The organism is Vibrio sp. JCM 18905 (assembly GCF_055393305.1).
The window spans coordinates 1,350,847-1,374,666 of the sequence record NZ_AP043879.1 but is presented as its reverse complement, the minus strand read 5'-3'; the positions used below and the strand labels follow the sequence as shown (position 1 = coordinate 1,374,666).

Genomic DNA, 23,820 nt, shown 5'->3' with positions numbered 1-23,820 from the left:
GGCGTTATGAATAAAAAAGAAGTCCTCATGTCTGCTCGTGATTTAAACGTCCACTTTCCTGTGTCGCGTCACCTTATTCCAAGTCGACGTAAAATCGTGAAAGCGGTCAATGGTATCGACTTAGATGTTTATCGAGGTGAGACACTTGGCATTGTGGGGGAATCAGGCTGCGGAAAATCAACGCTTGCACGCGCCTTACTTCGCTTAATTGAACCTACACATGGCGAGTTGACTTGGAAAGGTCAAGACATGCTCGGGTTTAGTAAAAAAGAGCTTTCCTCTCGACGCAGAGAATTTCAGATGGTGTTTCAAGACCCATCCGCTTGTTTGAATCCGAGATTAACCATCTCAGAATGCATCGCCGAACCACTGCTCACCCACGAGCCACAACTTAAACGGGCAGAGGTAGAAAAGCGTGTCATCGCTATGATGGATAAAGTGGGTCTCTTGGCGAGCCAGCGAAACCGCTATCCACATGAATTTTCCGGAGGTCAATGCCAGCGTGTGGGCATTGCAAGAGCGTTAATTCTCAATCCAGATTTGGTCGTGTGTGATGAACCTGTTAGTGCGCTAGATGTATCCATACAAGCTCAGGTCATCAATCTTCTAGACGATCTTAAACAAGAAATGGGGTTAACACTGGTGATGATTGCGCACGACTTAAGCGTGGTGCGCCATATCAGCGACCGCGTTATGGTGATGTATCTTGGTAAACCTATGGAAGTAGGACGTTACGATCAAGTATTTGATGATGCTCAACACCCCTACACCAAAGCACTGTTATCTGCTGTCCCGATAGCTAATCCGCAATTAGCACGTGACCGTGAAATACAACTATTGCCCGGCGATCTTCCTTCTCCACTTAACCCACCGAGCGGTTGCGTTTTTCGTACTCGATGCCCAGAAGCCACAGAAGTATGCGGGCAACAGAACCCAATAAAAACAGGCTCGGAGCAGCATCATATCTATTGCTCAAATATGACTTTAGGAACCATTTAATGAACAATACTAACTCAGTAAACCAACGCCTTACGTTATTGCGTGAGGCAATGTCCTTTCACAACGTGTCTGCATATATCGTAACCAACAATGACCCACATAACAGTGAATACTCAGCGGATCATTGGTTAGCGCGAAGCTGGATTTCAGGTTTTACCGGCTCAGCAGGCGATGTCGTCATTACCCAACAAGGTGGTGGCCTGTGGACTGATGGTCGTTACTATATTCAAGCTGAAGAACAGTTACACGGCACAGGACTTGAACTGTTTAAAGCCAAACAACCAGAAACGCCGACAATTGCCAAATGGCTAGCTACCACGCTCCCTGAAAACAGTATTATCGCGGTTGACGGGCGCGCCATCAGTTACGCTTATTATCAAGGCCTCAAACAAGCCTTTGAAGCGAAAAACATTAAGATCATTCTCGACCTGGATTTACTCGCACCGATTTGGCTTGAAAGACCACCTCGCCCAAGTGCACCCGTATTCGAGCATCCCACCGCTTTTGCTGGCGTTGACACAGAAAATAAGTTAGCGAGAATCCGGTCTTGGTTAACCGAGAACCAAGTAGATAGCTTATTAGTGTCAACGCTAGATGATGTCATGTGGACAATGAATATTCGAGGTGGTGATACGAATTACTGCCCAGTTTCTGAAGCCTATCTAATCGTAGAGCAATCACTTGCGACACTGTTTATTGATAAAGCCAAACTGCCTCAAGACGTTGAAAAGTCGTTGACCGAGCAGAGTGTACACATTCGCCATTACAACTACGTAAGTCAGTATTTGAATCAGCAATGTGAGGGATTATCGCTCGCTTTTAGCCCGACCCACACAGATAGCTTATTGGTGAGTTCGATTGAACGGAATGTGAATCTAAAGCCAATGGCTTGCCCTGTAACGGCAATGAAGGCCATAAAAAATGCGACCGAGCTAACTAGCCTAGAACAAGCATTAACAGACGATGGTGTGGCAATCGTAAGGTTTATGAACTGGCTAGAAGAGCAAGTTCCAAGCGGACTCGTTACAGAATTATCTGCTGAGGCACAACTGAATCACTATCGCCGCCAAACCCGACATTATGTAAGTGACAGTTTCCGCACTATTGCAGGCTTCGCAGCTCACGGGGCAAAAATGCATTATGCCGCCGATGAAGAAAGCAATGCAGTAGTCAATGAAAGCAACTTCTTTCTCGTCGATTCTGGTGGTCAATACCTTGGCGGGACAACAGACATCACCCGTACTTTCCACTTCGGGTCACCGACCATTAAGCAGCGCAAAGATTATACCTTGGTGCTCAAAGCGGTCATCCGACTGACTCAGACTCGATTCATGAAAGGCTCTACGGGTGCCAATCTTGATATCATGGCGCGTGGCGTCTTATGGCAACATGGTATTGATTACAAGTGCGGCACTGGACACGGCGTGGGCATTTGCTTGAATGTTCACGAAGGCCCACAAAATTTCTCGCAAAGCCACCGCGAGGTTGAGCTAAAACCAGGTATGGTCATTACTAATGAACCAGGCGTTTATCGCGAAGGTGAGTACGGGGTAAGAATAGAGAACATTCTTAAAGTTGTAGAAGTAGAACAAAATGAGTTCGGCACGTTCTACGGTTTTGAGACCATCACTCTTGCTCCAATTGCGACCAACGCCCTTGATTTATCAATGCTAGATCAAGCAGAGCTAGACTGGCTCAATCATTACCATTCACGTGTCTATCAGGCGCTTAGCCCTTTTCTTGATGCGCAAGATAAAAACTGGCTGCAAAGCACAACCCAACTTATTGAGAAATAGGATATAAGCCAGTTTTATAACGTTTTCATTTTCATCTCAAACTCCTTGTTTGCCAGCCTTCGGGCTGGTTTTTTTATAGAGATAACGGCGTAAAAACAAAAACGCCCCGCGATGTTAGCGAGGCGCTCCACTTAGTTTAAATGACGTAGTTAAATTGCCCTACTGACGACACTTCTGAACATCAAAATCAACGACGATGGCGGCATTCTCAAAGTCACCAGAGACTTTAACGTAGCCCCAGTAGTTACTCTGATTTGACAACGTAATACACTCTCCATTACCAATATTATCTGACCATCCGTGAAGATTAGTATCATCCGGCCAACCAGAGTTACTGTATTCAAGCTTTAGGTTGCCCGTACCATTCCCCGTCGTTATCGCCAGGTTTGAGCTCTCATTCACCGCTGGTACGCTCAGCCAAATGGTTTGTTGATTTACCAAGCAAACTGGTTCTCCTGCTGTTAAGCGCCCACCGCTTACTTTACTTTGCACCGCGCAGTCTTGTGGCAATGTGTCATTACCGCCCAACGCTGAGATAACAACAGTATGAGTGGCGGTTGCCGTCAAGCCTTCACTGTCTGTCACACTTAAGCTGACCGAATACTCCCCTTCACTCCCATATTGGTGCGTCGGCTTGGTTTGTGCACTTGTCGAGCCATCACCGAAGTCCCATAAGACGCTGACGATCTTCCCGTTTGGGTCTGTACTGTTTTCACTGCTAAATGTAATGCTTTCACCGACTTTCCCCTTGTTGTTTGCGGTTATGACTGCATTAGGTGCACCATTTGAGACAAGGGCTTGCTGCCACTGCTCAAACTCACTTTGATATAAATTCGCCCATTGGGTGATCGTTGCTTTGTAATTGCTCCAATTCCCTTGGCGTGTTTCCACCAGCATTTGGTTTACGTCATCTTTATGATTTTCAAACATAAAACGTACAGCTAAGTACCCCCAACGATAAATTCGATCGACATCAAACCCATCATAAGTAGTCTCGAAAATCTCACTTAAGGTATACGTCGAGCCGTCTAAAATCGTCTCAAGTGCTGCTTGGTTGTCATTTTCTTGAGCGACATACTCTGCAATGCCTTCACTCCACCACACTATTTTTTCAGTTGGATGACTAAACCCTCCATAGAGATCAAATCGACCATCTAAGTAATGCACGTATTCGTGCTCTAGGTTCCAGACAAAGTGATCCGCGTTCGCATAAGAGGCTTCATAAGCAATAAAGTTGGGAATATTCCCCGGCTGGGAAGGGTCGCCCTCCAAGTACATACCGCCATTGTCAGTACTAATATCGAAGATTGGCCCTGCGTACTTACCATAATCAGTGCTTGAATCGAAGATATTGACTTGGAGCTGAGTGTTGTAGTCATCTTTTACTGGCTGTTCACCAGTTTCTAATGACTGATGAAAGTAACCCTCTTCGTAGCCCATTTTAGAACATGCGGCCACGTGTTGCTCTTGCGTCATATTCTGAGACAAAATTCGGATTGTCGGGCTACAAATATAAGTTTGCGATAGCACCAAGCCTTTTAGCTCAGTTTCGAAATTACAAATTCCGAACTCACTACAATCTGCGTAATATGAGGCGGTGTCCGCCGCCGCAAGCCAAACCGCGTCACCCCGACCATACATTTCATACTGTTCAAAGATTCTACTTAGCTGACTCTTCACCACAGAACTCGCGTTACCCGTATACTTGGTCAGACGCCCGAGCTCTCGCCCCGCATTCGCGGCCATAAACTCATCTTCAGCACCGATTGATGACGCCCTTAGAGCAAAATCGCCTAAAGCTTTGGCAAGGTCTGTTTGGTTACCAATTACTTGCACAAATTGCTCGTTCCACTGCCCACCAAACAAAATAGTGAAAACACCATTAACCGCATTGCGCATATACCAGTGCTGGGCGTATTGATCATTCCAACGTGTAAGCCACTGGGTCACTTGCGGTAAGTACGCGTGCTGCAAGCCGGCACTATCCATAGTGATGATGACCTCACTAAGCACTTTGCCGTGACGGTCGCTGTTCTCGTAGAAGTTTGCGTTATTAACAAACGCATCCACTGATTCTTTCACCGCTGGTGTGACCCATTCAATAAATGAGATGTTGTCATTGTAAAACTCGGCGTAATAACCCGCGCGTAAGTATAAGAACAACGTTTCGAGTTCATCGCTCCCGCCACCCGTATACCCCTTCGCCAATGTCGTAGTGTGCTTAGCGATGTTGTACATATGATCGGAGCTAAATACCGACTCTTGAATCCGACTTTCAGCAGAGAATAACTGGTTCACACACGTCGCGCCCTGACTTAAAATTTCGCTGATCAATTGGTTACTACTTTCGGTAATCAATGCCTCCAAATCACAAGCAGTGCTCGACTCATCAAGGCTTTCAAGTGACTGTACTCGAGTTGCCTTAGAGGGCTGAATTGGGAGAGTTGCGGTTGGTTGGTATTCAACTCGATTGGATTCAACACCGTGTGTATGAGCCGAATGTGCATGTTGCTCTGTAACTTGAGAAACTGGCTCGCTTAACGCAAATACGCCAGTGCTGGTTAATGTTGTCGCAATCGCGACACTCAAAATCTTCAGTTCCATCTAATTTCTTCTATATTGAGTTTTCCTTAGATGCATTACGTCTTTTGCATCGCCACTGCCCTTATTACTGCAAGAGCATCTCCATATAATCTACTCGCAAGACAAGTAGAAACATTTTGTTAACAACTGGGTGTGGTGGTATCAGTTTTTGGTACCAGAAGGAACACGGAGTGAGCTTTAAAAATTCGTATTTGTTAAAAAATAGAGATGAGCTAGAGAAGAAACGTGTAGTTAAACGGGTATACCCAGCACGTTAAATGGCTAGGTATACTCCAAAGCGGGTCGGTAAAAATTCGCGAATCAAAGCCCCTAAAGAAGGAATCGGACAATGGGCTAATACTCTGTAGGTTCTAGGCTGCTTTGTGGTCGAAGAGTGCGGTAATTTGTTCTTTTAACGCGTGCAAAAATTCGGTATTTGGTGTGTTTTCAAGGTACATTTCATACTCTTTAGAATTATAAAAGTACTCATGCGCTGATGCGTTAAGGATCTTACTAAAAGACAGTGTTTCCAATTCATCTTCAAGAGCACGGCAACTCAATTCACCATACCCTGAGTCGCTATCTTTAGCGAATTGGGTTTCAATGTTGCTGATATATAAAACACAATCCTTGATAAAGAGCTCAACGTTACTTATGCGCTGTTCGATATCTTTAAGCTGACCGCTGTTCCACTTAGACTTTTCTTGCTCGAGCTTATCAATAAGTCCACTTTCACGTAGTCTGGTATTGTTATCTTTAATTCTTAGTAACTCATCGAGCACTTTATTAAACTCAGACTCAGCCCTAAGTCTTAAGATTTCCAACTCCTTGGAGAACAGCTTTGCTTTTAACTCACTTGCTTGATACAAGCCAGATATAGCAGCATTTCTTTTAACTCCAAACATAAAAATCCACCCAAAAGATACTTACTAAAAAGTAGCACACAAAAAGCAAGATAGAAGACGCGAGGTTTTCGTCAGCACGCTACACATTACTACCTAATCTCGATTGTAACGTAATAAACAGAATTTTCATCACTTAGAACCACCAACTATTTGAATGAAAATCACACAGTTACTTTGATAAAAGTATTTATTTTAGAAAAGGCAATCCCAAGTATGTAACGGTATAAAATTGACACTATAAAAACAAAAACGTTCACACTCTACTACCAAAGTCAAATATCAATGTCAGAGATTGGACAAAACACTCACTATTTACAGTAATGAAAAGCCACTATTTCATTGAGAACCAAAATTTCAACATACTACATCGGACTATGCTGATCATAGACGGGGTTACTGATGAAACGTTAGAATGCCACTACTCTGGTAACCTAGCATAATATTTATGACCGACGCTGATATCGAGCTACAACACCTTTGGTTAGAAGTCCAAGCCGAACGCTGGCAAAACCTGCCACGCTTTTTATTCAGTTACTACTGCTACAAGCACAACCTTGTCAGTAAAACCAACAAAGCTTGCTGGGAGACGGCACGTGCAAGACTGCCCGCTTCAACATCAATAAAAGAGCGAAAAAACGCGGTGGTTGAACCGTTAGTCCCTGAGGAAGCCGTCGTTGGATTATTGAAAACCATCAGCAAAGATGGGGAAATGACGTTTGACGTGATGGGAACCACACTTGATGCGTTTTTACACTATGTTGTGATTAGCAAGGAAGAAAAAGCCCGACTTAAACCAAACATGCCAGCTAGTTGGTATCAGCAATCGAACAAGTCGCCTTTGGCACGTTTCGAGCAGGCTGGCATTAAGCTACAAGAGTGACATGTCAGTCATCGCTGACGATAAACACAAAAGACAAGCGCCTACAATGAGGCGCATTTGGTCAAAAATTGAGGAGCCCCTAAACAAAAGTGCATAGCGAGCAACAAAGAAAAAGTTTGGTTATTCTTGAATGCCTCGAATGCGTACATTACGCCTACGTAGAACTTCTAAAGTCACGAGCAAACACACCGACATAAAAATCAGCAACGTAGCGACCGCCAATATGGTCGGACTAATTTGCTCTCGAATTCCTGACCACATCTGCCTCGGAACGGTTTTTTGTTCTGCCCCAGTCAGGAATAACGCCACCACAACCTCGTCGAACGAGGTGCCAAAGGCAAACAAGCCGCCAGAAATCATCCCCGGACGAATCAGCGGAAAGGTAATGTGTCTGAAAGTATAAACAGGGTTTGCTCCTAAGCTAGCCGCCGCTTTTACCAGGCTATGATCAAAGCCGCTTAAGGTCGCAGTAACGGTAATGACAACAAAAGGCGTACCTAACGCGGCGTGTGCCAAAATGATGCCTAGATAAGTTTGTGATAAGCCAAGGCGTGTGTAGAAAAAGTACATCGCAGCAGCAGAGATAATGACTGGTACGATCATAGGTGAGATCAACAGCGCCATAATCGTATTGCGAAAAGGCAAATTACTACTGGCTAAACCCAACGCCGCCAGAGTTCCTAGCCCTGTTGCAACGAGTGTCGCCATAAAAGCAATGAACGTGCTGTTTTTCAGCGCCAACAGCCACTGATCACTAGTAAACATTTCTTGATACCAGCGAGTAGAATACGCTGCCGAATCAAGGTTTAGCATCCCCTCGGTAAAAGTAAAGTAAGGCGTTGCATTAAACGATAACGGGATGATGGTCAGAATCGGAGCGATTAAAAAGAACAGCACCAACCCACAAAAAACTAAGTAGCCTGCGTAAGCGACTCGCTCTACTTTTGATGCATAGTTTGGTAATGCCATGGTTATCCTCCTACCTTAAGGTTATTCATGCCAACCACACGGTTGAATATATAAAACAGAACCAGTACAACGAACAAAAGCAGTCCACCCAATGCGCCAGCCATCCCCCAGTTCAGTGATGTCTGCATATGATAGGCAATCATATTGGATATCATCTGTCCGCTTCTTCCACCAACCAAAGCGGGCGTAATGTAGAAACCAATAGAAAGAATGAAAGTGAGCAAGGCCCCCGCACCTATCCCCGGTAACGTAAGCGGCATATAAACTTTGATGAACGCAATGAAAGGCGTCGCGCCTAGAGAACGAGCGGCACGGAAATAAGTTGGGCTAATTCCTTTCATTACGCTGTACAGAGGCAGGATCATAAACGGCAGCAGAATGTGAACCATAGACACCACCGTTCCGAAGGTATTGTGAATCATCTGAATTCGTTCGGAAGTAAAACCCGACCAAATAAGGAGATCATTAATGACCCCTTGGTTTTGCAGCAGAACAATCCAAGACGTGGTTCTGACTAATAATGACGTCCAAAATGGCAGCAGCACAATGATTAAAAGTAAGTTCGCGCGCTTATCAGGTAAATTGGCAAGCAGGTAAGCAACGGGGTACGCCATCACCAAACAAATTAAGGTGATTGAAATAGACATCCAAAAAGTTTTAAAGAAAAGGTCGACGTATATTTGGCGTTTTTCTGGTTGGGGCTCAATGTCTCCAAACTCATTCACTTGCAAGTCTAGAGCAGCAAGATAATGACTGAATGTTAATGCGCCACTAAGATTCTTTAACGCCGCCCAATATTTAGGATTAGCCCATCGCTTATCCAGCTTAGCCAGCTGTGTCACCGAGCTCGGCAGCGACGCCAAACGAGACAACTTTCTACCTGTTTTCATCAATAAGCTGCGCATACCAGACACTTCAATATTCATTCGGCTGGCTATTTTCGGTAGCTCTTTGCTTTGATAAAGCGCAAGTACTTCAACAGAGAATGCCTCAATGACTTCTTGATGAGGATGACCTTGATAATCCCAACTTTCTAAGGCTTGAATAGTTTGTGGTAGTGACTGGGATATTTCTCGGTTATCCACGCTTCGATAAAGCATGTCGAGGATAGGAAAAGCAAACGTAAGCAGAATAAAACACACCAATGGCGTTGTGAGCATAATGGAGCGAAGCTTTTTTCGGCGCTCTGCCTTTTGCAACTGCGCTTTCAGATTGGTTTCTTGTTGATGAACTTGACGTTCGATTTCCAATACAGAATCTAATGCGGTTAGCTCTCGACTCATGCTGCTACCTCGCTACTTTGAGTTTGTGTCCCATCAAGAGCATGGCAATTGTCACTTTGCCAACCAATACGACAAATTGAGCCAGGCGTTAATTGCAAGTGTTTACGATTATCGTTAGGTACTTTAACGATGAAGTGACCAACGCTCTCTACTTCGACGACCAGACGGTAATGATCACCGTGATAAATCAATTCTCGTAGGACGCCTGAGACTTGGTTCTCACAAGACGCTTTCTCTGGTTGAATAACAATCTTTTCTGGTCGAATGGAAAGTGTTGTACTCTGCCCTTGCTCAGAGACTCTGACAGGTTTCGCAGTAAATAACTCTTTCCCAACGAGCACTTGGCAATACTTTCCGTTCCACTCTTTGACTAAACCTGAGAGTCGGTTGTTTTCTCCGATAAACTGCGCAACAAACGTATTACTCGGAGATTCATAAAGCTCGGTTGGTGTCGCGAGTTGTTGCACTTCGCCGTGATTAAAAACCGCAATACGGTCGGACATAGTGAGAGCTTCGTCTTGATCGTGCGTCACATACAAAATGGTGATGCCAAGCTTTTCATGCAAATGTTTAATTTCCATCTGCATTTGCTCACGCAGCTGCTTATCTAATGCGCCTAGCGGTTCATCCATCAACACGAGTTTAGGCTCAAACACTAATGCTCGCGCTAGCGCAACACGTTGTTGTTGACCGCCTGATAACTGCTTCGGGTATCGAGTCGCAACATGCTCAAGCTCGACCATTTCTAATACACTCTGAACTTTGCTTTGAATCGTGTCACTGTCGAGTTTTCGCACCTTTAAAGGAAACGCAAGATTCTCGGCAATGGTCATATGTGGAAACAACGCATAGTTTTGAAACACCATACCGATATCGCGCTTGTGTGGCGCGAGATGATTAACGGGAACGCCATCGATATAAATGTCTCCACCGGTCGCTGTTTCAAAGCCCGCTAGCATCATTAAGCAAGTGGTCTTGCCCGATCCTGACGGCCCCAACATAGTAACGAACTCTCCAGGAGCAATATCTAAGTTGAAGTCTTTCACCACCAAATTCGTGCCATCGTAGGTTTTCTTAACGTGTTGAAAGCTGACATAGTCCTTGTTTTCCGTGCTCATGACTTCCCTCTTCTCATTTTTTGAATATTACGAATGAGTAGAGCGTCAGTTAACGCTCTACTAAACAGCACAATTACAGATTGTATTTGGATAGGTCTAAGCGGGTTTCTAACGCATGTTCAACCATTTGAATGACTTGTTGACGCTCTTCATCTTGTAAAAGTTGGCGTGGCGCACGAACTTGTTCAGATCCACGTCCGCAGATTTGCTCGGCCAGTTTAATGCACTGAACCAGCGTAGGAATGGTGTCTAAACGCAGTAGCGGTAAGAACCAACGGTAGATTTCTAACGCTTCAGCATAACGACCTTGGCTTGCCAGTTTATAAATCGCGACGGACTCTTCTGGGAATGCGTTGGTTAAACCAGAAATCCAGCCGGTCGCGCCTAGCATCAATGATTCAAGAGCGATGTCATCAACACCACTGAACACGGTAAAGCGGTCATCAAATTTATTGTAAAGCTCAGTGATACGACGAGTATCAGTGGTCGACTCTTTAATAGCTACAATGCTTTCAAACTCAGCCAGTTTCGCCATGATATCGAGATTTACATCGACACCATAAGCAACCGGGTTGTTGTAAATCATGATTGGCATTTCTGGCGTTGCTTTTGCTAGCGTGCGGTAATATTCGAACGTTTCGCTCTCAGACGTGCGGTAAACCATGGCAGGCATCACCATACAACCATCGATACCAATTTTGTACGCATCCTGCATGTAATCAACAGCTGCTGTGGTAATAGACTCTGCTGTACCAGCAATCAAAGGCACACGGCCATTTACGACTTCGTTTGCCGCTTGCAAGACCTGGCGTTTCTCCTCCGGGTACAACGCGCAGTTCTCACCGACGGTACCCAAGCAGATAATGCCATTCACACCATCTTTAATCTGGTTGTCTATAACCGTTTGCGTTGCGTCTAAGTCGATTGACTGATCTTGACGAAATTGCGTACTGACCGCCGGATAAACACCTTTCCAATCAATTTTCATGAACTACTTTCCTTATGTGTATATTGTATGCAATTTAAATAAACGAGCAAAAATGCTCAGGCATGGCTATCTATGCCATTTTCTAACAACACCGCCTTTACAGCGGCCAAATCAGCCAAAGCACTGCCAACTGATTTGTATAAAGTAATGACCTCATCGTTTTGACGTCCTGAGATTTGTTGGGCGCAAAGCTGCGGTAATTCCCCTTTGATATCCTCTGAAGTGAACACACCCTCTTGAATTGGAATGAGAAGATCACCCGCTTCGGCTAATACGTTAATGCGGCTATCGACATACACCTGCGCTCGTTGCACTGCTTCAGAGTCGCATTCACGCTTGTCCAAGTCATGATTACCGACCAAATCAATATGGGTTCCCGGCGGCACGTCTGCGCCATTAAACAAAGGCTCTGCTGATGCGGTAATACAGCTGATGATGTCAACGTGTTTGATAACGTGGTCCACTTTTTCTACGACTGAAACGCGAAACCGACGCTCATCAGGAAGCGACTGATACTCTGAAGATGACACAATGGCATCTACCGTCGCCTCGGCTTTGTCTGAGTTACGCCCCCAAATATAAACCTGCTTAAGTGGGCGAACCGCAGCGTATGCCCACGCAAAATAAGGCGCAAGATTGCCCGTTCCGCAGATCAACAGACGATCAGCATCGGGACGCGCTAAATAGTCCGCTGCCAACGCAGAAGCTGCGGCGGTGCGCCAAAACGTTAAAACTTTACCGTCCACGAGTGCGAGCGGCTCACCATCGTTTCGTCTGAAAACAAGCAGCTTAGATGCAAGCGTATCTTTGCCGTGCTCAGGGTTATGCGGGAAATACGTAAAGGCTTTCACCGCAATCAACTCCTGGTTCCAAGCAGGAAGTAGCGCAAACGCCTCATATTCTCCCTCTTCTAAGGGCATAACTCGGCGTTGAGGTATTGTCGCTGGCCGCGAGTACATTTCACGCATCGTTTCAATAAGAGACTTCATTGTTAAACATTGCGCGACTTGCTGTGCTTCGATGACTTTCATCATTTCTCCGAAAACATAAATACAGTTGAGGAAAAGTACGGAACCTAGCTTATGGATGAAAACTCGGGCCCATACACAAATTAACACCTAGTTAAGCAGCCAAGTATTAAACTCTTCATTTAGTTCATCCGCGTAGTCTGACCACCATTCATCGTAAATCAGGAAGGCGGTTTGGAAGTTTTGAGGTGCGGTAGGAAGGTTCGCTAAAATGTCTGGGTTCACCTCCGCCGAAGACGATTTACGCGTAGGCCCATAGGCAACGTACTTAGCTTGATCAGCTAATGGTTTTGTTCCTGAAGAAAAAGCGATGAAGTCCAATGCAAGCTTTGTGTTCTCACTCCCTTTAGGTATCGCCCATCCATTCATGTAACCCATTTGACGGTCCCATATAATCCGAAATGGTTGACCTTCATCTTTACGGGCATTGTGAATTCGGCCGTTAAACGCCGAGGCGATCACCACTTCTTTGTCTGCAAGCATTTGAGGTGGCTGGGCACCAGTTGTCCACCACAGCACTTCTGATTTGATCGTATCCAACTTAGCAAAAGCACGCTCACGCCCCGCTTCGGTTTCGAGCAGGCTGTAGACCTCTTCTGGCTTTACACCATCAGCCAATAGTGCCCACTCAAGATTGCCCTGAGGTTGTTTTTGCAATGCACGTCGACCTGGAAAAGTTTTTAGGTCAAAAAGATCGGTCAACTTGCTTGGCAAAGCCTGACCTTTAAACGCGTCTTCGTTCACCGCTAATACTGTGGACACAACGATGGTATTGATTGCGCACTCGTGAATCGCACCATCAATGAAATCCTCTTGTGCTGGTGTTCCATCTGCGCCCGGAGGCAAAATACTTGGGCTCACTGGTTCTAATAGCCCTTCTGCACAACCACGAACAATGTCCGGCTTGTCGAGAGACACCAAATCCCAGCGCACGTTGTTCGCTTCCACCTGCGCTTTAATTTCGGCTAATCCGCCACTGAAATCCTCGGATACGATCTCAACACCTGTTTTTTAATGAAAGGCTTGTGATATGCCTCCACTTGGCTCTTGGTGAATGCACCACCCCAAGATACGACCGTCAATTTGTCTTCAGCATAAGCAAAAGTCCCCAACAGCATTCCTGAAATCAACAGTGCCAATGGTGCTTTGGTCATTCGTGACATGTATTACTCCTTTTGGTTGTTTTTCTGGAGGCATCCGAGTACGGCTGTTGGACACCAGTTTTTGTTAAAATTAAGTTAACATTAACATTTAATATATTTTATACAATATTTAATATTAAATTTTTCAGGCAAATCGTTGTAGTGAAAGAGGTGAAAGATCAATCGATGTCGGCTTTCCTTCGATAAGCTCTAAAAGGAGATCTGCCGTAATCGCCGCTTGAGTTAATCCAAGGTGCTGGTGACCAAATGCCAGTAATACATTTCCATCCCAAATGCTATCAATAACCGGTAACGAGTCGACTGTTGAAGGCCGATTCCCCATCCACTTTTCTCCTTGCTTGAGTGGATGTAACCCCGATTCAAACATCTCATCACCTAACTGAAAAAGCATTTCTGAACGTTTCATATTGGGTGGTGACTCTACATCGGCATACTCAACAGTGCCTGCCAAGCGTAACCCACCTGACATAGGAGTCATGATGAATTTTCTATCGGCAGAGCTAATAGGAAATGGCAATACATCACGCTTGTCATCCACCATTAGGTGATAACCACGCTCGGCTTGAATAGGCACTTTGACTCCGGTTAGTTGCCGTATCAAAGGCTTAGAATGTACACCTGCGGCAACAATGATTCGGTCAAATGAATGTGTTTGAGACTCAACCAGCACATCGCCATTTTTCGCCAACGCAGATACACCTTTTTGTAAAACCTTACCGCCAAGAACTTCAAAGGCTTCACTTAGCTCAGCACAGAGCTGATAAGGGTCTAGCGTATGACCTGTTTCGGGAAAAAAGACTCCGACACGAACCTTATGGCTGAGATCAGGTATCCGCTTTCGAATCGCCTCTTGCGTCCAAACTTGATACGCCACACCGTTTTTAGCCAGTGAGTTAAGCGTACTTTGATAATTCTGAAACAGTTTCTCGTTTTCAAAAGTGAGCAATGAACCATTCATTTTTATTAGATGTGCTTTTCCGATTGAATCAAGCACGCCACGCCAACTTGCCACTGACCGCTCGTTAAGACTCTTAATCGCGTTTTTTGCCCGCTCCGCAGCTGATGGCTTTGTTTGTAATAGAAAACGAATCATCCACCCGATTGTGTTTGGCATATCTTGCCAACGGATCGAAACCGGACTTTTGGGATCTAGCAGAATTTTAGGTAATTGTGGAAGCAGCGCTGGCGTTGCAAGAGGGAAGATTTGCTCAGTCGCGATATGACCTGCATTTCCCTTAGAGCATCCATTCCCCACGCCATTGGGATCAAAAATCGTGACTTGATAACCTTGCTGCTGTAATTTCAAGCCAATTGATAAGCCAATAATCCCCGCACCTATCACAGCGATCCTTTCCTTTTTAGTTTCATCCTTGACCAACATAAATATGCTCCGAGTCACACTTGAAAATGTAGATTGTATACAATATATTTTACATTACGTTAACATCACTATTGTTTAATTCAACCATTTTTTCAGCAAGGAGCGAAAAATGAGACAAGGAACTTTTTTCTGTATTGATGCCCACACCTGCGGCAACCCAGTTAGGCTGGTAGCAGGCGGTGTGCCTCCACTCGAAGGCAATACCATGAGCGAAAAGCGCCAATACTTTCTTGAGCATTATGATTGGATTCGCCAGGCACTCATGTTTGAGCCTCGCGGCCACTCAATGATGTCGGGGTCAGTTGTCTTGCCTCCTTGCAGTGATAACGCAGACGCTTCTATTCTGTTTATTGAAACCAGTGGCTGCTTACCAATGTGTGGCCACGGCACCATTGGAACCGTCACCACCGCTATCGAGAATCGCCTTATCACTCCCAAAAAAGAAGGTCGTTTGATACTTGATGTCCCAGCAGGACAAATCGAAGTGCACTACCAAACAAAAGGTGACAAGGTCACGTCGGTAAAGATATTTAACGTACCAGCTTACCTTGCCCACCAAGACGTAACCGTGGACATAGAGGGCTTAGGTGAGCTCACTGTCGATGTTGCTTATGGCGGAAACTATTACGTAATCGTCGATCCTCAAGAAAACTACGCCGGACTTGAACACTACTCTCCAGATGAAATTTTGATGCTTTCTCCAAAAGTTCGCGAAGCGGTATCTCGAGCGGTTGAGTGCGTACATCCAGAAGATCCAACAGTGTGCGGTGTTTCGCACGTGCTATGGACCGGAGAGCCTACTCAAGAAAACGCCACCGCTCGAAATGCTGTGTTTTACGGTGACAAAGCGTTGGATCGCTCGCCATGTGGTACGGGAACAAGTGCACGCATGGCGCAATGGCATGCAAGAGGCAAACTCAATCAAGGGGAAGACTTTGTTCACGAAAGTATCATCGGCAGCCTATTTCAAGGACGTATAGAAGGCATTACCGAAGTGAATGGCAAAGCCGCTATTTTACCAAGCATTGAAGGATGGGCACAAGTATACGGTCACAACACGATATGGGTAGACGATGAAGACCCATATGCGTACGGATTTGAAGTGAAGTAATAAGGATAGTAAGGAAGAATGATGAACCCACAAGAACCAACCACTTTTTACGCAGTCAACGCCTTTACTGGTGAGCCTCTACCCACAGCGTTTCCGGTACATGGAAAGCAAGAAGTTAATCAAGCGGCCTCAGCCGCCCAAAGCGTTGCGCGTGAGTTTCGCCAACTAAGCAATGCAAAGCGAGCGAGCTTACTTTGCTCTATCGCCTCTGAATTGGAAGTGAAGAGTGAAGAAATCGTTGCTCGTGCTCATTTGGAAACTGCCCTTCCCGAAGCACGTTTAAGCGGTGAAATAGGACGTACCGCGAACCAATTACGACTATTTGCCGAGGTCGTGAGCTCGGGCAATCACCATCAAGCAATTTTCGATACGCCAAACCCAGACCGTCAACCACTGCCAAAACCAGATATTCGCCGTCAGCAAATCGCAATTGGCCCTGTCGCCGTGTTTGGTGCGTCTAATTTTCCGCTCGCATTTTCCACTGCAGGTGGTGATACGGCTTCGGCACTTGCGGCTGGCTGTCCTGTGATTGTAAAAGGCCATACCGCCCACCCTGGCACCAGTCAACTTGTTGCTGAGTGTATTGAGGCTGCACTTGAGAAAGAGTGCTTACCGCAAGCCATCTTCACGCTATTGCAAGGCAACAAACGCGCACTTGGCCAGGCACTCGTTACCCATCCAAAAATTAAAGGGGTCGGGTTTACAGGCTCAGTCGGTGGTGGCCGTGCGCTGTTTAACCTAGCTCAGCAAAGACCAGAGCCAATCCCCTTCTATGGCGAACTAGGGGCGATTAACCCAACATTTATTCTCCCTTCAGCCATACGAGCAAACGCATCATTGGCTGAAGAGTTTGTGGCTTCTATGACTTTGGGCTGTGGACAATTTTGTACAAAACCAGGCGTTGTATTTGTCTTGAATAGCCCAGAAACGCAAGCCTTTATCGAAACCGCTCAAGGGTTAATTCGACAACAATCAACGGCCACTTTGCTAACGCAAGGAATCCGAGAAACATATGAATCCGAAGTGGATAAGCGAGCTTCCGAAACAGGCATTAACGTCACTCGCTCTGAACAAGCAGAAGTGACCAATGTCGCACCAGCACTGTTCGTGACGGACAGTAAAAATTGGCGTAAAAACCCGCAATGGGAGGAAGAAATATTCGGTCCTCAATCGTTAATCGTAATCTGTGAAGATTTCGATGACATGTTGAAACTGAGTGATTCACTGACTGGATCGCTCACCGCAACCCTCCACGCTACCGCTGAAGACGAAGAACAAGTCAAGCAACTGCTTCTTAGTTTGGAAGAAATCGCCGGACGCCTTGTATTCAACGGTTGGCCAACTGGCGTCGAGGTTGGTTACGCTATGGTTCATGGCGGACCATATCCGGCTTCAACCAATTCTGCCTCAACATCTGTCGGTGCGGAGGCTATTCATCGTTGGTTGCGTCCGGTCGCTTATCAAGCTTTGCCAGAATCTTTATTGCCGGATTCATTAAAAGCGTCGAACCCACTGGGTATTCAACGCGCCATAGATGGCAGTGTGTCCCAATAAGATCACCAAATGGCTCAAAAAGGCATCAACTGATGCCTTTTATTTCACTCTACTTCTCAAAACCTTCTTTCCTAGTTGGTTTGTGCCAGAAAAACAATAAACTACTAAAGTAAAATGGATTGGATACAATATTAATTTAACGGGAGACTTCAATGTCACAGAAACCTGTTTTTAAAACGCGCACTCAGCTCGTTGAGGAAGCAATTCGAACTCAGATCTTGAAGGGCGAGTTAAAAACTGGTCAACCTTTACGTCAAGATGCGTTAGCAAAAGAGTTTAATGTTAGCCGAATTCCTGTGCGTGAAGCGTTAGTTCAATTGGAAGCACAAGGACTCGTTAGCTTTGAACCTCACAAAGGTGCGACGGTCACCGAGCTATCTCCAGAGAAAATCAATGAGCTATTTGAACTGCGCGCTGTCGTGGAGTGCCACATTTTAGAGCGTGCGATTCAGAACATGACGGACGCTGACCTAGAACGCGCGCGAGAAGTTCGCGAACGTTTCGAGTCTGTAGTGAACAGTGGCGACGAAGTAGAAGAATGGAGCAACTACAACTACGAGTTCCACAAAGCCCTATATGCGCCAGCCAACATGCCTGAAACTATGGACGTCATTTACAACTTGAACACAAAGTGTGACCGATACATACGTATGCAGCTATTGTTCACAACAGGCATTAAAAAGGCAGAAGAAGAGCACTTAAGCTTGTTTGAAATGTGCAAAAATCGCGATATAGAAGGCGCCAAGTATCTGCTGAAAAAACACATTCTAGAAGCAGGCACAGCGATTCGAAACCTGCTGCTTGAAAGGCAAAATATCAGCCAGTAAACGGAATAACGAATAAGGTGATATTCAAGGATGAATGTTGGACCAAAGTTTTTACTCGCAGCGCTACGACAAAAGATTAAAGAAGAAGGGCTTTGCTACAATTCCTTGTCAGAGAAAAGTGGCATCCCTTTATCTAGTATTAAACGCCACCTACATAATCCTGCTTTAGGTTTGGATAAAGTACTTGTTTATCTGAACCACCTGAATACCGATCTCATCGAACTCGCAACCTTAGCCAACGAGCTTCAGCACCAAAACGAGCAAATGCTAACAGATGAAGAGAGCGCCCTTTTCGTTGAGCATCCTTATTTACTTGATTTTATTTATATGCTGACTTCTCGTGATATTAAACCGCAAGAGATAGCCCATACTTACGGACTTTCTGATACAAGCTTACGATTCTATTTGCGTATCGCGGAAATTCTAGGGTATGTGGAGAACTTCGGAGACGGCTTATTTTACCGTTCTGGTCGTCGATTTATTATGGAAGAAGGTACCGCATTGGACACCTTATTCAAAGAGCGATTTCAACAAGAGTCGCTTTCTCATAACATCAACCCAGATGTGTGTGTGGGTCGTATTAGGCTCACCGAAGAGCAAAAAGTGCAAATAGAGGACGAGCTTTGTAATAAATTAGCGAAACTTAACGCAGTTAACACTTCCAACAACGAAGGTGAACTAACAAATATATTAATGCGCTGCACTCCTGGCGCTCAGATATTTTTCGCAGATGACTTACCGGATATTGATGGAAGCCTGTTAAAGCACGTCGCCCAACTCACTAAATTAAGTTAAAGCATCAGATAAATAAATCAAACAAATCCCAGATAACATCATATATCCCTACCAAACTATTGATTCAAAGCGTTTCCTGAATCTAATTCTGATTTTTTATTTAGCGAACATCGCTTCGTCAACTAAGAGCTTGTCTTAATTTCACACTTACTAATGGTCTTGTTAGCTATTTTGAAATAGACAGAAAACTTAAGTAATGACTAATTTAGCTTAAGTATAAAAGACAACTTTTTTACGTTATTTACCTCACACTATTTAACTATAAATTTGCAGACGAACAAATTAAATTAATACATTCATCTAGCTAATAAAAAAGCAAAACAGATAATTATAATTCTATTATTTATAAGGACATAGAAAAGTGAAATTTAAGTATTCTTTAGCAACGGCAGTCACTCTCGCATTATTACAAGGTTGTGGCGGTGGCGGCGGTGATGGTTCATCTACTCCGTCAACTAGCAGCGCAACCGGACCAACATGGAAAGCCGGTGATTTTAGCCAACCATCAAGCTCGTTTGTCAACCAATGTGAAACCCCACGAGTGGGTCGAGACCCATATAACAATTATGCCGCCTATCCAGATGAATTAGGTTCTGCTTTACACGAAAAACTCTTTTTAAGAGCTTTTACTAACGAAACTTACCTTTGGTATGACGAAGTTCCTGATAATAATCCAGCAAACTACAAAACCGTGACGGATTACTTCAACACATTGGTCACCTCTGCTACTACCACGACTGGTAAACCGAAAGATCGCTTCCACTTTACCGTCCCTTATGAAGATGATATGAAATCATCGCAATCTGGTTTAGTCGCTGGGTTTGGTTTTAACTGGGCATTCCTACGCGGCGTACAACCTAGAGACGTTCGTATCTCCTATACTGAAGAAGCCTCTCCAGCGGATAGAAGCGGCATTGCTCGTGGTGATAAGCTTCTAAAAATCAATAATATTGATGTGGTTAACACCGGTAGTCAGTCCGACATTGATTTTATTAATAGAACGCTGTTTAACCCTGACATCAATCAAGATTACACCTTCACATTTGAGAGTGTTGACGGCCTAGAGAAAACCGTGACGCTTACCGCCTCTGATGTCATGACTTCTCCAGTTAAAAATGCCAAAGTGATCGCACACAATGGTATGCAGATCGGCTATCTACAATACAACTCATTTGAACCAAGCGCTCAAGCCCCACTTATTGAGGCGTTCAGTACGCTCTCGGCAGAGAATGTTGACGAGATCGTCGTTGATTTACGTTACAACGGCGGTGGCTTAGTACTTCAGTCCTCGCAAGTAGGCTACATGCTAAGCGGTGCTGGTCAGAACCGAGTCTTCAGTGAGTTGATTCACAACGACAAAGTGATGCGTACCATTAAAGATGGGGATAACATCTATCGCTTTACGAATCTAGCAATAGACTGGGCAGCACAAAAGTATTCGGACCAAATGCTGCCGACACTGAACAAAAAGCGGGTATATGTGCTGACTTCAGGAGGCACGGCTTCCTCAAGTGAACTGTTGATCAACGCTTTGCGCGGCATTGATGTTGAGGTTATCCAAATAGGCTCAACAACCACAGGTAAACCGTATGGGTTCTCAGCAGAACAAAACTGCGGCACTATGTACTACACTATTCAGTTCAAGTCAGCGAACGAGAAAAACTTTGGCGACTTCTCTGATGGTTTTATTCCTACTCCAAAGAGCCAAATCAATACCGAGCTAGGCTTAAACAATAGAGTGGAAGGTTGCTGGGTCAATGATGACCTAACAAAACCATTAGGCGATCCGTCTGAAGGTATGCTTTCTGCGGCACTAAACTACATGGAAACTGGAACCTGTCCGCCAGTCTCCTCTTCAAGTTTCAACGCCATGCCGCGTAACATTTCATCTCCGGAGTTAAGCGATCTTCGCTCTCCGCTACGAACAGAGGCAATTCATGTTGAGATCAACTAACTTTTTACGAATGCTGATTCGGGTTGCGCTTTTCTTAGGCACTTCGATTTCTTTGATAGGATGCCAAGCTATGTCACAAGAACCCGTTGAAGCATTGAGTAAAAAGAACTCTCCGGAAACAGTCATAGAGATTCAAAACGCGATCGCAGAAATCCAAGGGACACCAGCACCTAGAATCGCAAATAACGTATTTGAATCCTCACCGCATTTGTTGATTGAAAAAGGACGAGTAAAAGGGAACAACAATCAACTGTTGGATGGCAGCTATACGGATCTTCCAGACCAATATACGTTGCAGATAAGAGGTGAAACCTGTGGCTTGTACTATGCCAAAACAGATACTTTTGTCTCTCTCAGTTCACTAGATTGTGAGCCCATCATTAAGTTTTAGATCTCCCAAAATAGAAGCCCGCTGATATCAGCGGGCTTCCTACTTTATTGTTCAGTGTGAAACGGTCAACGTTACTTTAATTCCATCCATGCTTTACGCTGTTGTTTATCCATGTATGACCAAGCTACAAAGCGGCTCACTTTCTGTCCTTGGCTCATTTCAACCACACGAATGGCTTTCACACCCAATTTTTCAAGCTGCTTGCGCATCGGGCGAACGTTGTCTTTTTTGGATATGAGTGTTGTAAACCACAAGACCTGCGCGGCAAAAGCTTGGCTTTCATTCGCCATTTTTCGGATAAACGCCGCTTCTCCACCTTCACACCACAATTCAGCGTTTTGACCGCCAAAATTCAACGCCGGCTTACTTGTCTTTACTTGTGTGGTTTGAGGTTTTAGTCCTTTCTTACGCTGGTTTGCTTTTAGATTATCGATTTTACGCTGGCTGCCCATAGCGGCATCTTCCGCCGAACGGTGGAATGGCGGATTACATGTCGTCACATCATAACGATCATTCGGTTGAATGATACCTAGATAAATATTGGCATCATTGTGTTGCTGTACCAGTGCAATTTTTCCCGTCAAAACACGATTGTGCTCTACGATCGTTTGAGCCGATTGGATGGATTTTGGATCGACATCGCTGCCCGTATAGTGCCAACCGTATTTTGTTACACCAACAATCGGATAAATACAGTTTGCTCCCACGCCAATGTCCAACGCTTTCACTTTTTGGTGCGCGTACTGACCTTTTACTTCACTATCAAGTAGTTCTGCCACTCGGTGAATGTAATCAGCGCGGCCCGGAATCGGTGGGCAAAGGTAGGTGTCGGGAATGTCCCAGAACTCGATACCATAATACGCAGCAAGCAATGCTTTATTGAGCATTTTAACCGCGTTAGGATCAGAGAAGTTTATGGAATCTTCCCCTTTCGGATTTTTGATAACGAATGGCTTTAACTGTGGTTCACTTTCCACAAGTTTTTTAAAATCGTAACGACCTCGATGAGCATTACGCTCATGCAAACCATTCTTCGCTATTTTTATGAACTCGACTTCGCTCTTTCCTGCAGGCTGCGGGGATTTGCGCGCAACTTTTTCTTTAACACGCTTCGGCTTGGCTTTATTCGCGTCTTTATTCTGAGCCGCCTTTGAAGTCTTTGGCTTTGCTTGCTTCGCGTTGTGATTATTGTTCTTCATTCAAATTCGCTTTTAAATCGAGGTAAATCATAAACAAACGAGCATCAAATTCGAGTTGGTGATACTCAGGCTCCATGTAGCAACATAGCTGATAGAACGCCTTGTCGTGGTTTTTCTCACGAGTATGCGCCAACTCATGTACCACCAGCATTCTTAATAGTGGCTCGGGCGCATCCTTAAATACATTGGCAATGCGAATCTCGTTTTTCGACTTCAGCTTGCCGCCATGGTTTCTACTGATAACACTGTGCAAACCAAGCGCGTTGTTTACCGCGTGAATTTTCTTATCGTAGACAACTTTACTGATTGGCGCGGCTTTCTTCATGTAGCGGTTTTTGATTGCCATGGCGTACTCATAGAGCGCCTTTTCGCTTTTGATTTGGTGCCTATCGGGATAACGCTTTTCGAACCAAGGAACAAACTTGCCACTCGCTATCAATGAGCTCACCTGCTCTACGATGTTTTGTGGGTAGCCTTGAATGTATCGAAGTGACGGATGCATAGAATTAACGTCTGTTATGACAAAATAAAGGCGCTCAATATACCTGAGATAAAGGACAGTTTCACCTTAGCTTTCGCCTTTCATTTATGGTGAAAGGCCGTTAAACTTCGCCTCCCAATGATAATGGAGAGAAATTCAATGAAACGTGTCGTTCTTTATGTCAAAGACAAATGCCCTCACTGCAAAGATGCTCAACGTTATCTGGATTCGAAAAATATTAACTATCGTTTGTGCAATGCTAAGATGCAACGCGGTCGCAAAGAACTTGATGCGCTTGGTGCTCGTTCAGTGCCAGTTTTAAAAATTGGTGATCGGGTAATGATTGGCTGGAACCCAAAGAACTTCGAGAAGATGTACAAAGGCGACTAGTGCTCGGACGATGAATCTGCGCTGC

The 23,820-nt window shown here is 44.9% G+C and carries 20 protein-coding genes and 1 pseudogene; 10 read left to right on the top strand and 11 right to left on the bottom strand.

Annotated features, from left to right (window positions below):
* Positions 1 to 6: 6 nt before the first annotated feature.
* Positions 7 to 999 (top strand): ABC transporter ATP-binding protein, encoded by a 993-nt coding sequence (locus ACZ5ZC_RS14530; RefSeq protein WP_158173840.1) that lies wholly within the window; start codon positions 7 to 9, stop codon positions 997 to 999.
* On the top strand, positions 999 to 2,795 hold the full coding sequence (locus ACZ5ZC_RS14525) for an aminopeptidase P family protein (protein ID WP_464932023.1): 1,797 nt from the start codon (positions 999 to 1,001) through the stop codon (positions 2,793 to 2,795). The genes ACZ5ZC_RS14530 and ACZ5ZC_RS14525 overlap by 1 nt, the downstream gene beginning before the upstream one ends.
* A gap of 159 nt (positions 2,796 to 2,954) precedes the next feature.
* Here the strand turns inward: ACZ5ZC_RS14525 and ACZ5ZC_RS14520 are convergent, their stop codons facing one another.
* Both ACZ5ZC_RS14520 and ACZ5ZC_RS14515 read right to left on the bottom strand, forming a co-directional pair.
* Positions 2,955 to 5,399, bottom strand: coding sequence for a collagenase (locus tag ACZ5ZC_RS14520; protein ID WP_464932022.1), 2,445 nt, complete (start codon positions 5,397 to 5,399; stop codon positions 2,955 to 2,957).
* Between the two features lie 350 nt (positions 5,400 to 5,749).
* A complete protein-coding gene (locus ACZ5ZC_RS14515) occupies positions 5,750 to 6,283 on the bottom strand; it encodes a hypothetical protein (protein ID WP_012841894.1) in 534 nt (177 codons plus the stop codon).
* Between the two features lie 445 nt (positions 6,284 to 6,728).
* On the opposite strand from ACZ5ZC_RS14515, the gene ACZ5ZC_RS14510 reads away from it, so the two are divergent.
* The gene (locus ACZ5ZC_RS14510; protein WP_199803895.1) at positions 6,729 to 7,163 is read left to right on the top strand and encodes a hypothetical protein; all 435 of its coding nucleotides are present in this window, start codon (positions 6,729 to 6,731) and stop codon (positions 7,161 to 7,163) included.
* Between the two features lie 120 nt (positions 7,164 to 7,283).
* On the opposite strand, the gene ACZ5ZC_RS14505 is transcribed toward ACZ5ZC_RS14510, so the two are convergent.
* The 7 genes and pseudogenes from ACZ5ZC_RS14505 to ACZ5ZC_RS14475 all read right to left on the bottom strand — a co-directional run bounded on the left by ACZ5ZC_RS14505 (position 7,284) and on the right by ACZ5ZC_RS14475 (position 15,093).
* A complete protein-coding gene (locus tag ACZ5ZC_RS14505) occupies positions 7,284 to 8,132 on the bottom strand; it encodes an ABC transporter permease (RefSeq protein WP_074191226.1) in 849 nt (282 codons plus the stop codon).
* Positions 8,133 to 8,134: 2 nt separating this feature from the next.
* Positions 8,135 to 9,415: an ABC transporter permease gene (locus ACZ5ZC_RS14500; RefSeq protein ID WP_464932021.1), complete on the bottom strand. Its 1,281-nt coding sequence runs from the start codon at positions 9,413 to 9,415 to the stop codon at positions 8,135 to 8,137.
* Positions 9,412 to 10,533 carry an ABC transporter ATP-binding protein gene (locus ACZ5ZC_RS14495; RefSeq protein ID WP_114322417.1) on the bottom strand — a complete coding sequence of 374 codons (1,122 nt, stop codon included), beginning with the start codon at positions 10,531 to 10,533 and terminating at the stop codon, positions 9,412 to 9,414. Before ACZ5ZC_RS14495 ends, ACZ5ZC_RS14500 begins: the two co-directional genes overlap by 4 nt.
* Before the next feature lie 73 nt (positions 10,534 to 10,606).
* Positions 10,607 to 11,521 (bottom strand): dihydrodipicolinate synthase family protein, encoded by a 915-nt coding sequence (locus ACZ5ZC_RS14490; RefSeq protein WP_054867358.1) that lies wholly within the window; start codon positions 11,519 to 11,521, stop codon positions 10,607 to 10,609.
* 56 nt (positions 11,522 to 11,577) lie between these two features.
* Positions 11,578 to 12,552 carry a bifunctional Delta(1)-pyrroline-2-carboxylate/Delta(1)-piperideine-2-carboxylate reductase gene (gene lhpI / locus ACZ5ZC_RS14485; protein WP_464932141.1) on the bottom strand — a complete coding sequence of 325 codons (975 nt, stop codon included), beginning with the start codon at positions 12,550 to 12,552 and terminating at the stop codon, positions 11,578 to 11,580.
* 87 nt (positions 12,553 to 12,639) lie between these two features.
* A pseudogene (locus tag ACZ5ZC_RS14480) lies at positions 12,640 to 13,712 on the bottom strand (ABC transporter substrate-binding protein).
* 124 nt (positions 13,713 to 13,836) lie between these two features.
* Positions 13,837 to 15,093 carry an NAD(P)/FAD-dependent oxidoreductase gene (locus ACZ5ZC_RS14475; RefSeq protein ID WP_464932020.1) on the bottom strand — a complete coding sequence of 419 codons (1,257 nt, stop codon included), beginning with the start codon at positions 15,091 to 15,093 and terminating at the stop codon, positions 13,837 to 13,839.
* A gap of 109 nt (positions 15,094 to 15,202) precedes the next feature.
* On the opposite strand from ACZ5ZC_RS14475, the gene ACZ5ZC_RS14470 reads away from it, so the two are divergent.
* The 6 genes from ACZ5ZC_RS14470 (at position 15,203) to ACZ5ZC_RS14445 (ending at position 21,725) form a co-directional block, all read left to right on the top strand.
* A complete protein-coding gene (locus ACZ5ZC_RS14470) occupies positions 15,203 to 16,204 on the top strand; it encodes a 4-hydroxyproline epimerase (RefSeq protein WP_005389764.1) in 1,002 nt (333 codons plus the stop codon).
* A gap of 21 nt (positions 16,205 to 16,225) precedes the next feature.
* Positions 16,226 to 17,758, top strand: a complete 1,533-nt coding sequence (locus ACZ5ZC_RS14465) for an aldehyde dehydrogenase (NADP(+)) (RefSeq protein WP_464932140.1) — start codon at positions 16,226 to 16,228, stop codon at positions 17,756 to 17,758.
* 152 nt (positions 17,759 to 17,910) lie between these two features.
* Positions 17,911 to 18,585 carry a GntR family transcriptional regulator gene (locus ACZ5ZC_RS14460; RefSeq protein WP_054867356.1) on the top strand — a complete coding sequence of 225 codons (675 nt, stop codon included), beginning with the start codon at positions 17,911 to 17,913 and terminating at the stop codon, positions 18,583 to 18,585.
* A 30-nt stretch (positions 18,586 to 18,615) separates the two neighbouring features.
* The gene (locus tag ACZ5ZC_RS14455) at positions 18,616 to 19,380 is read left to right on the top strand and encodes a transcriptional regulator (protein WP_464932019.1); all 765 of its coding nucleotides are present in this window, start codon (positions 18,616 to 18,618) and stop codon (positions 19,378 to 19,380) included.
* 361 nt (positions 19,381 to 19,741) lie between these two features.
* Positions 19,742 to 21,334 (top strand): S41 family peptidase, encoded by a 1,593-nt coding sequence (locus ACZ5ZC_RS14450; RefSeq protein WP_464932018.1) that lies wholly within the window; start codon positions 19,742 to 19,744, stop codon positions 21,332 to 21,334.
* 70 nt (positions 21,335 to 21,404) lie between these two features.
* Complete coding sequence (locus ACZ5ZC_RS14445) at positions 21,405 to 21,725, top strand: hypothetical protein (protein ID WP_005397755.1); 321 nt, start codon at positions 21,405 to 21,407, stop codon at positions 21,723 to 21,725.
* Between the two features lie 71 nt (positions 21,726 to 21,796).
* On the opposite strand, the gene rlmF is transcribed toward ACZ5ZC_RS14445, so the two are convergent.
* On the bottom strand, positions 21,797 to 22,924 hold the full coding sequence (gene rlmF, locus ACZ5ZC_RS14440) for a 23S rRNA (adenine(1618)-N(6))-methyltransferase RlmF (protein WP_464932017.1): 1,128 nt from the start codon (positions 22,922 to 22,924) through the stop codon (positions 21,797 to 21,799).
* Positions 22,911 to 23,426, bottom strand: coding sequence for a M48 metallopeptidase family protein (locus ACZ5ZC_RS14435; RefSeq protein ID WP_054867354.1), 516 nt, complete (start codon positions 23,424 to 23,426; stop codon positions 22,911 to 22,913). The genes rlmF and ACZ5ZC_RS14435 overlap by 14 nt, the downstream gene beginning before the upstream one ends.
* A gap of 138 nt (positions 23,427 to 23,564) precedes the next feature.
* Between ACZ5ZC_RS14435 and ACZ5ZC_RS14430 the strand changes: the two genes are divergently transcribed.
* Positions 23,565 to 23,795 (top strand): glutaredoxin family protein, encoded by a 231-nt coding sequence (locus ACZ5ZC_RS14430; RefSeq protein ID WP_005377871.1) that lies wholly within the window; start codon positions 23,565 to 23,567, stop codon positions 23,793 to 23,795.
* Positions 23,796 to 23,820 lie beyond the last annotated feature (25 nt).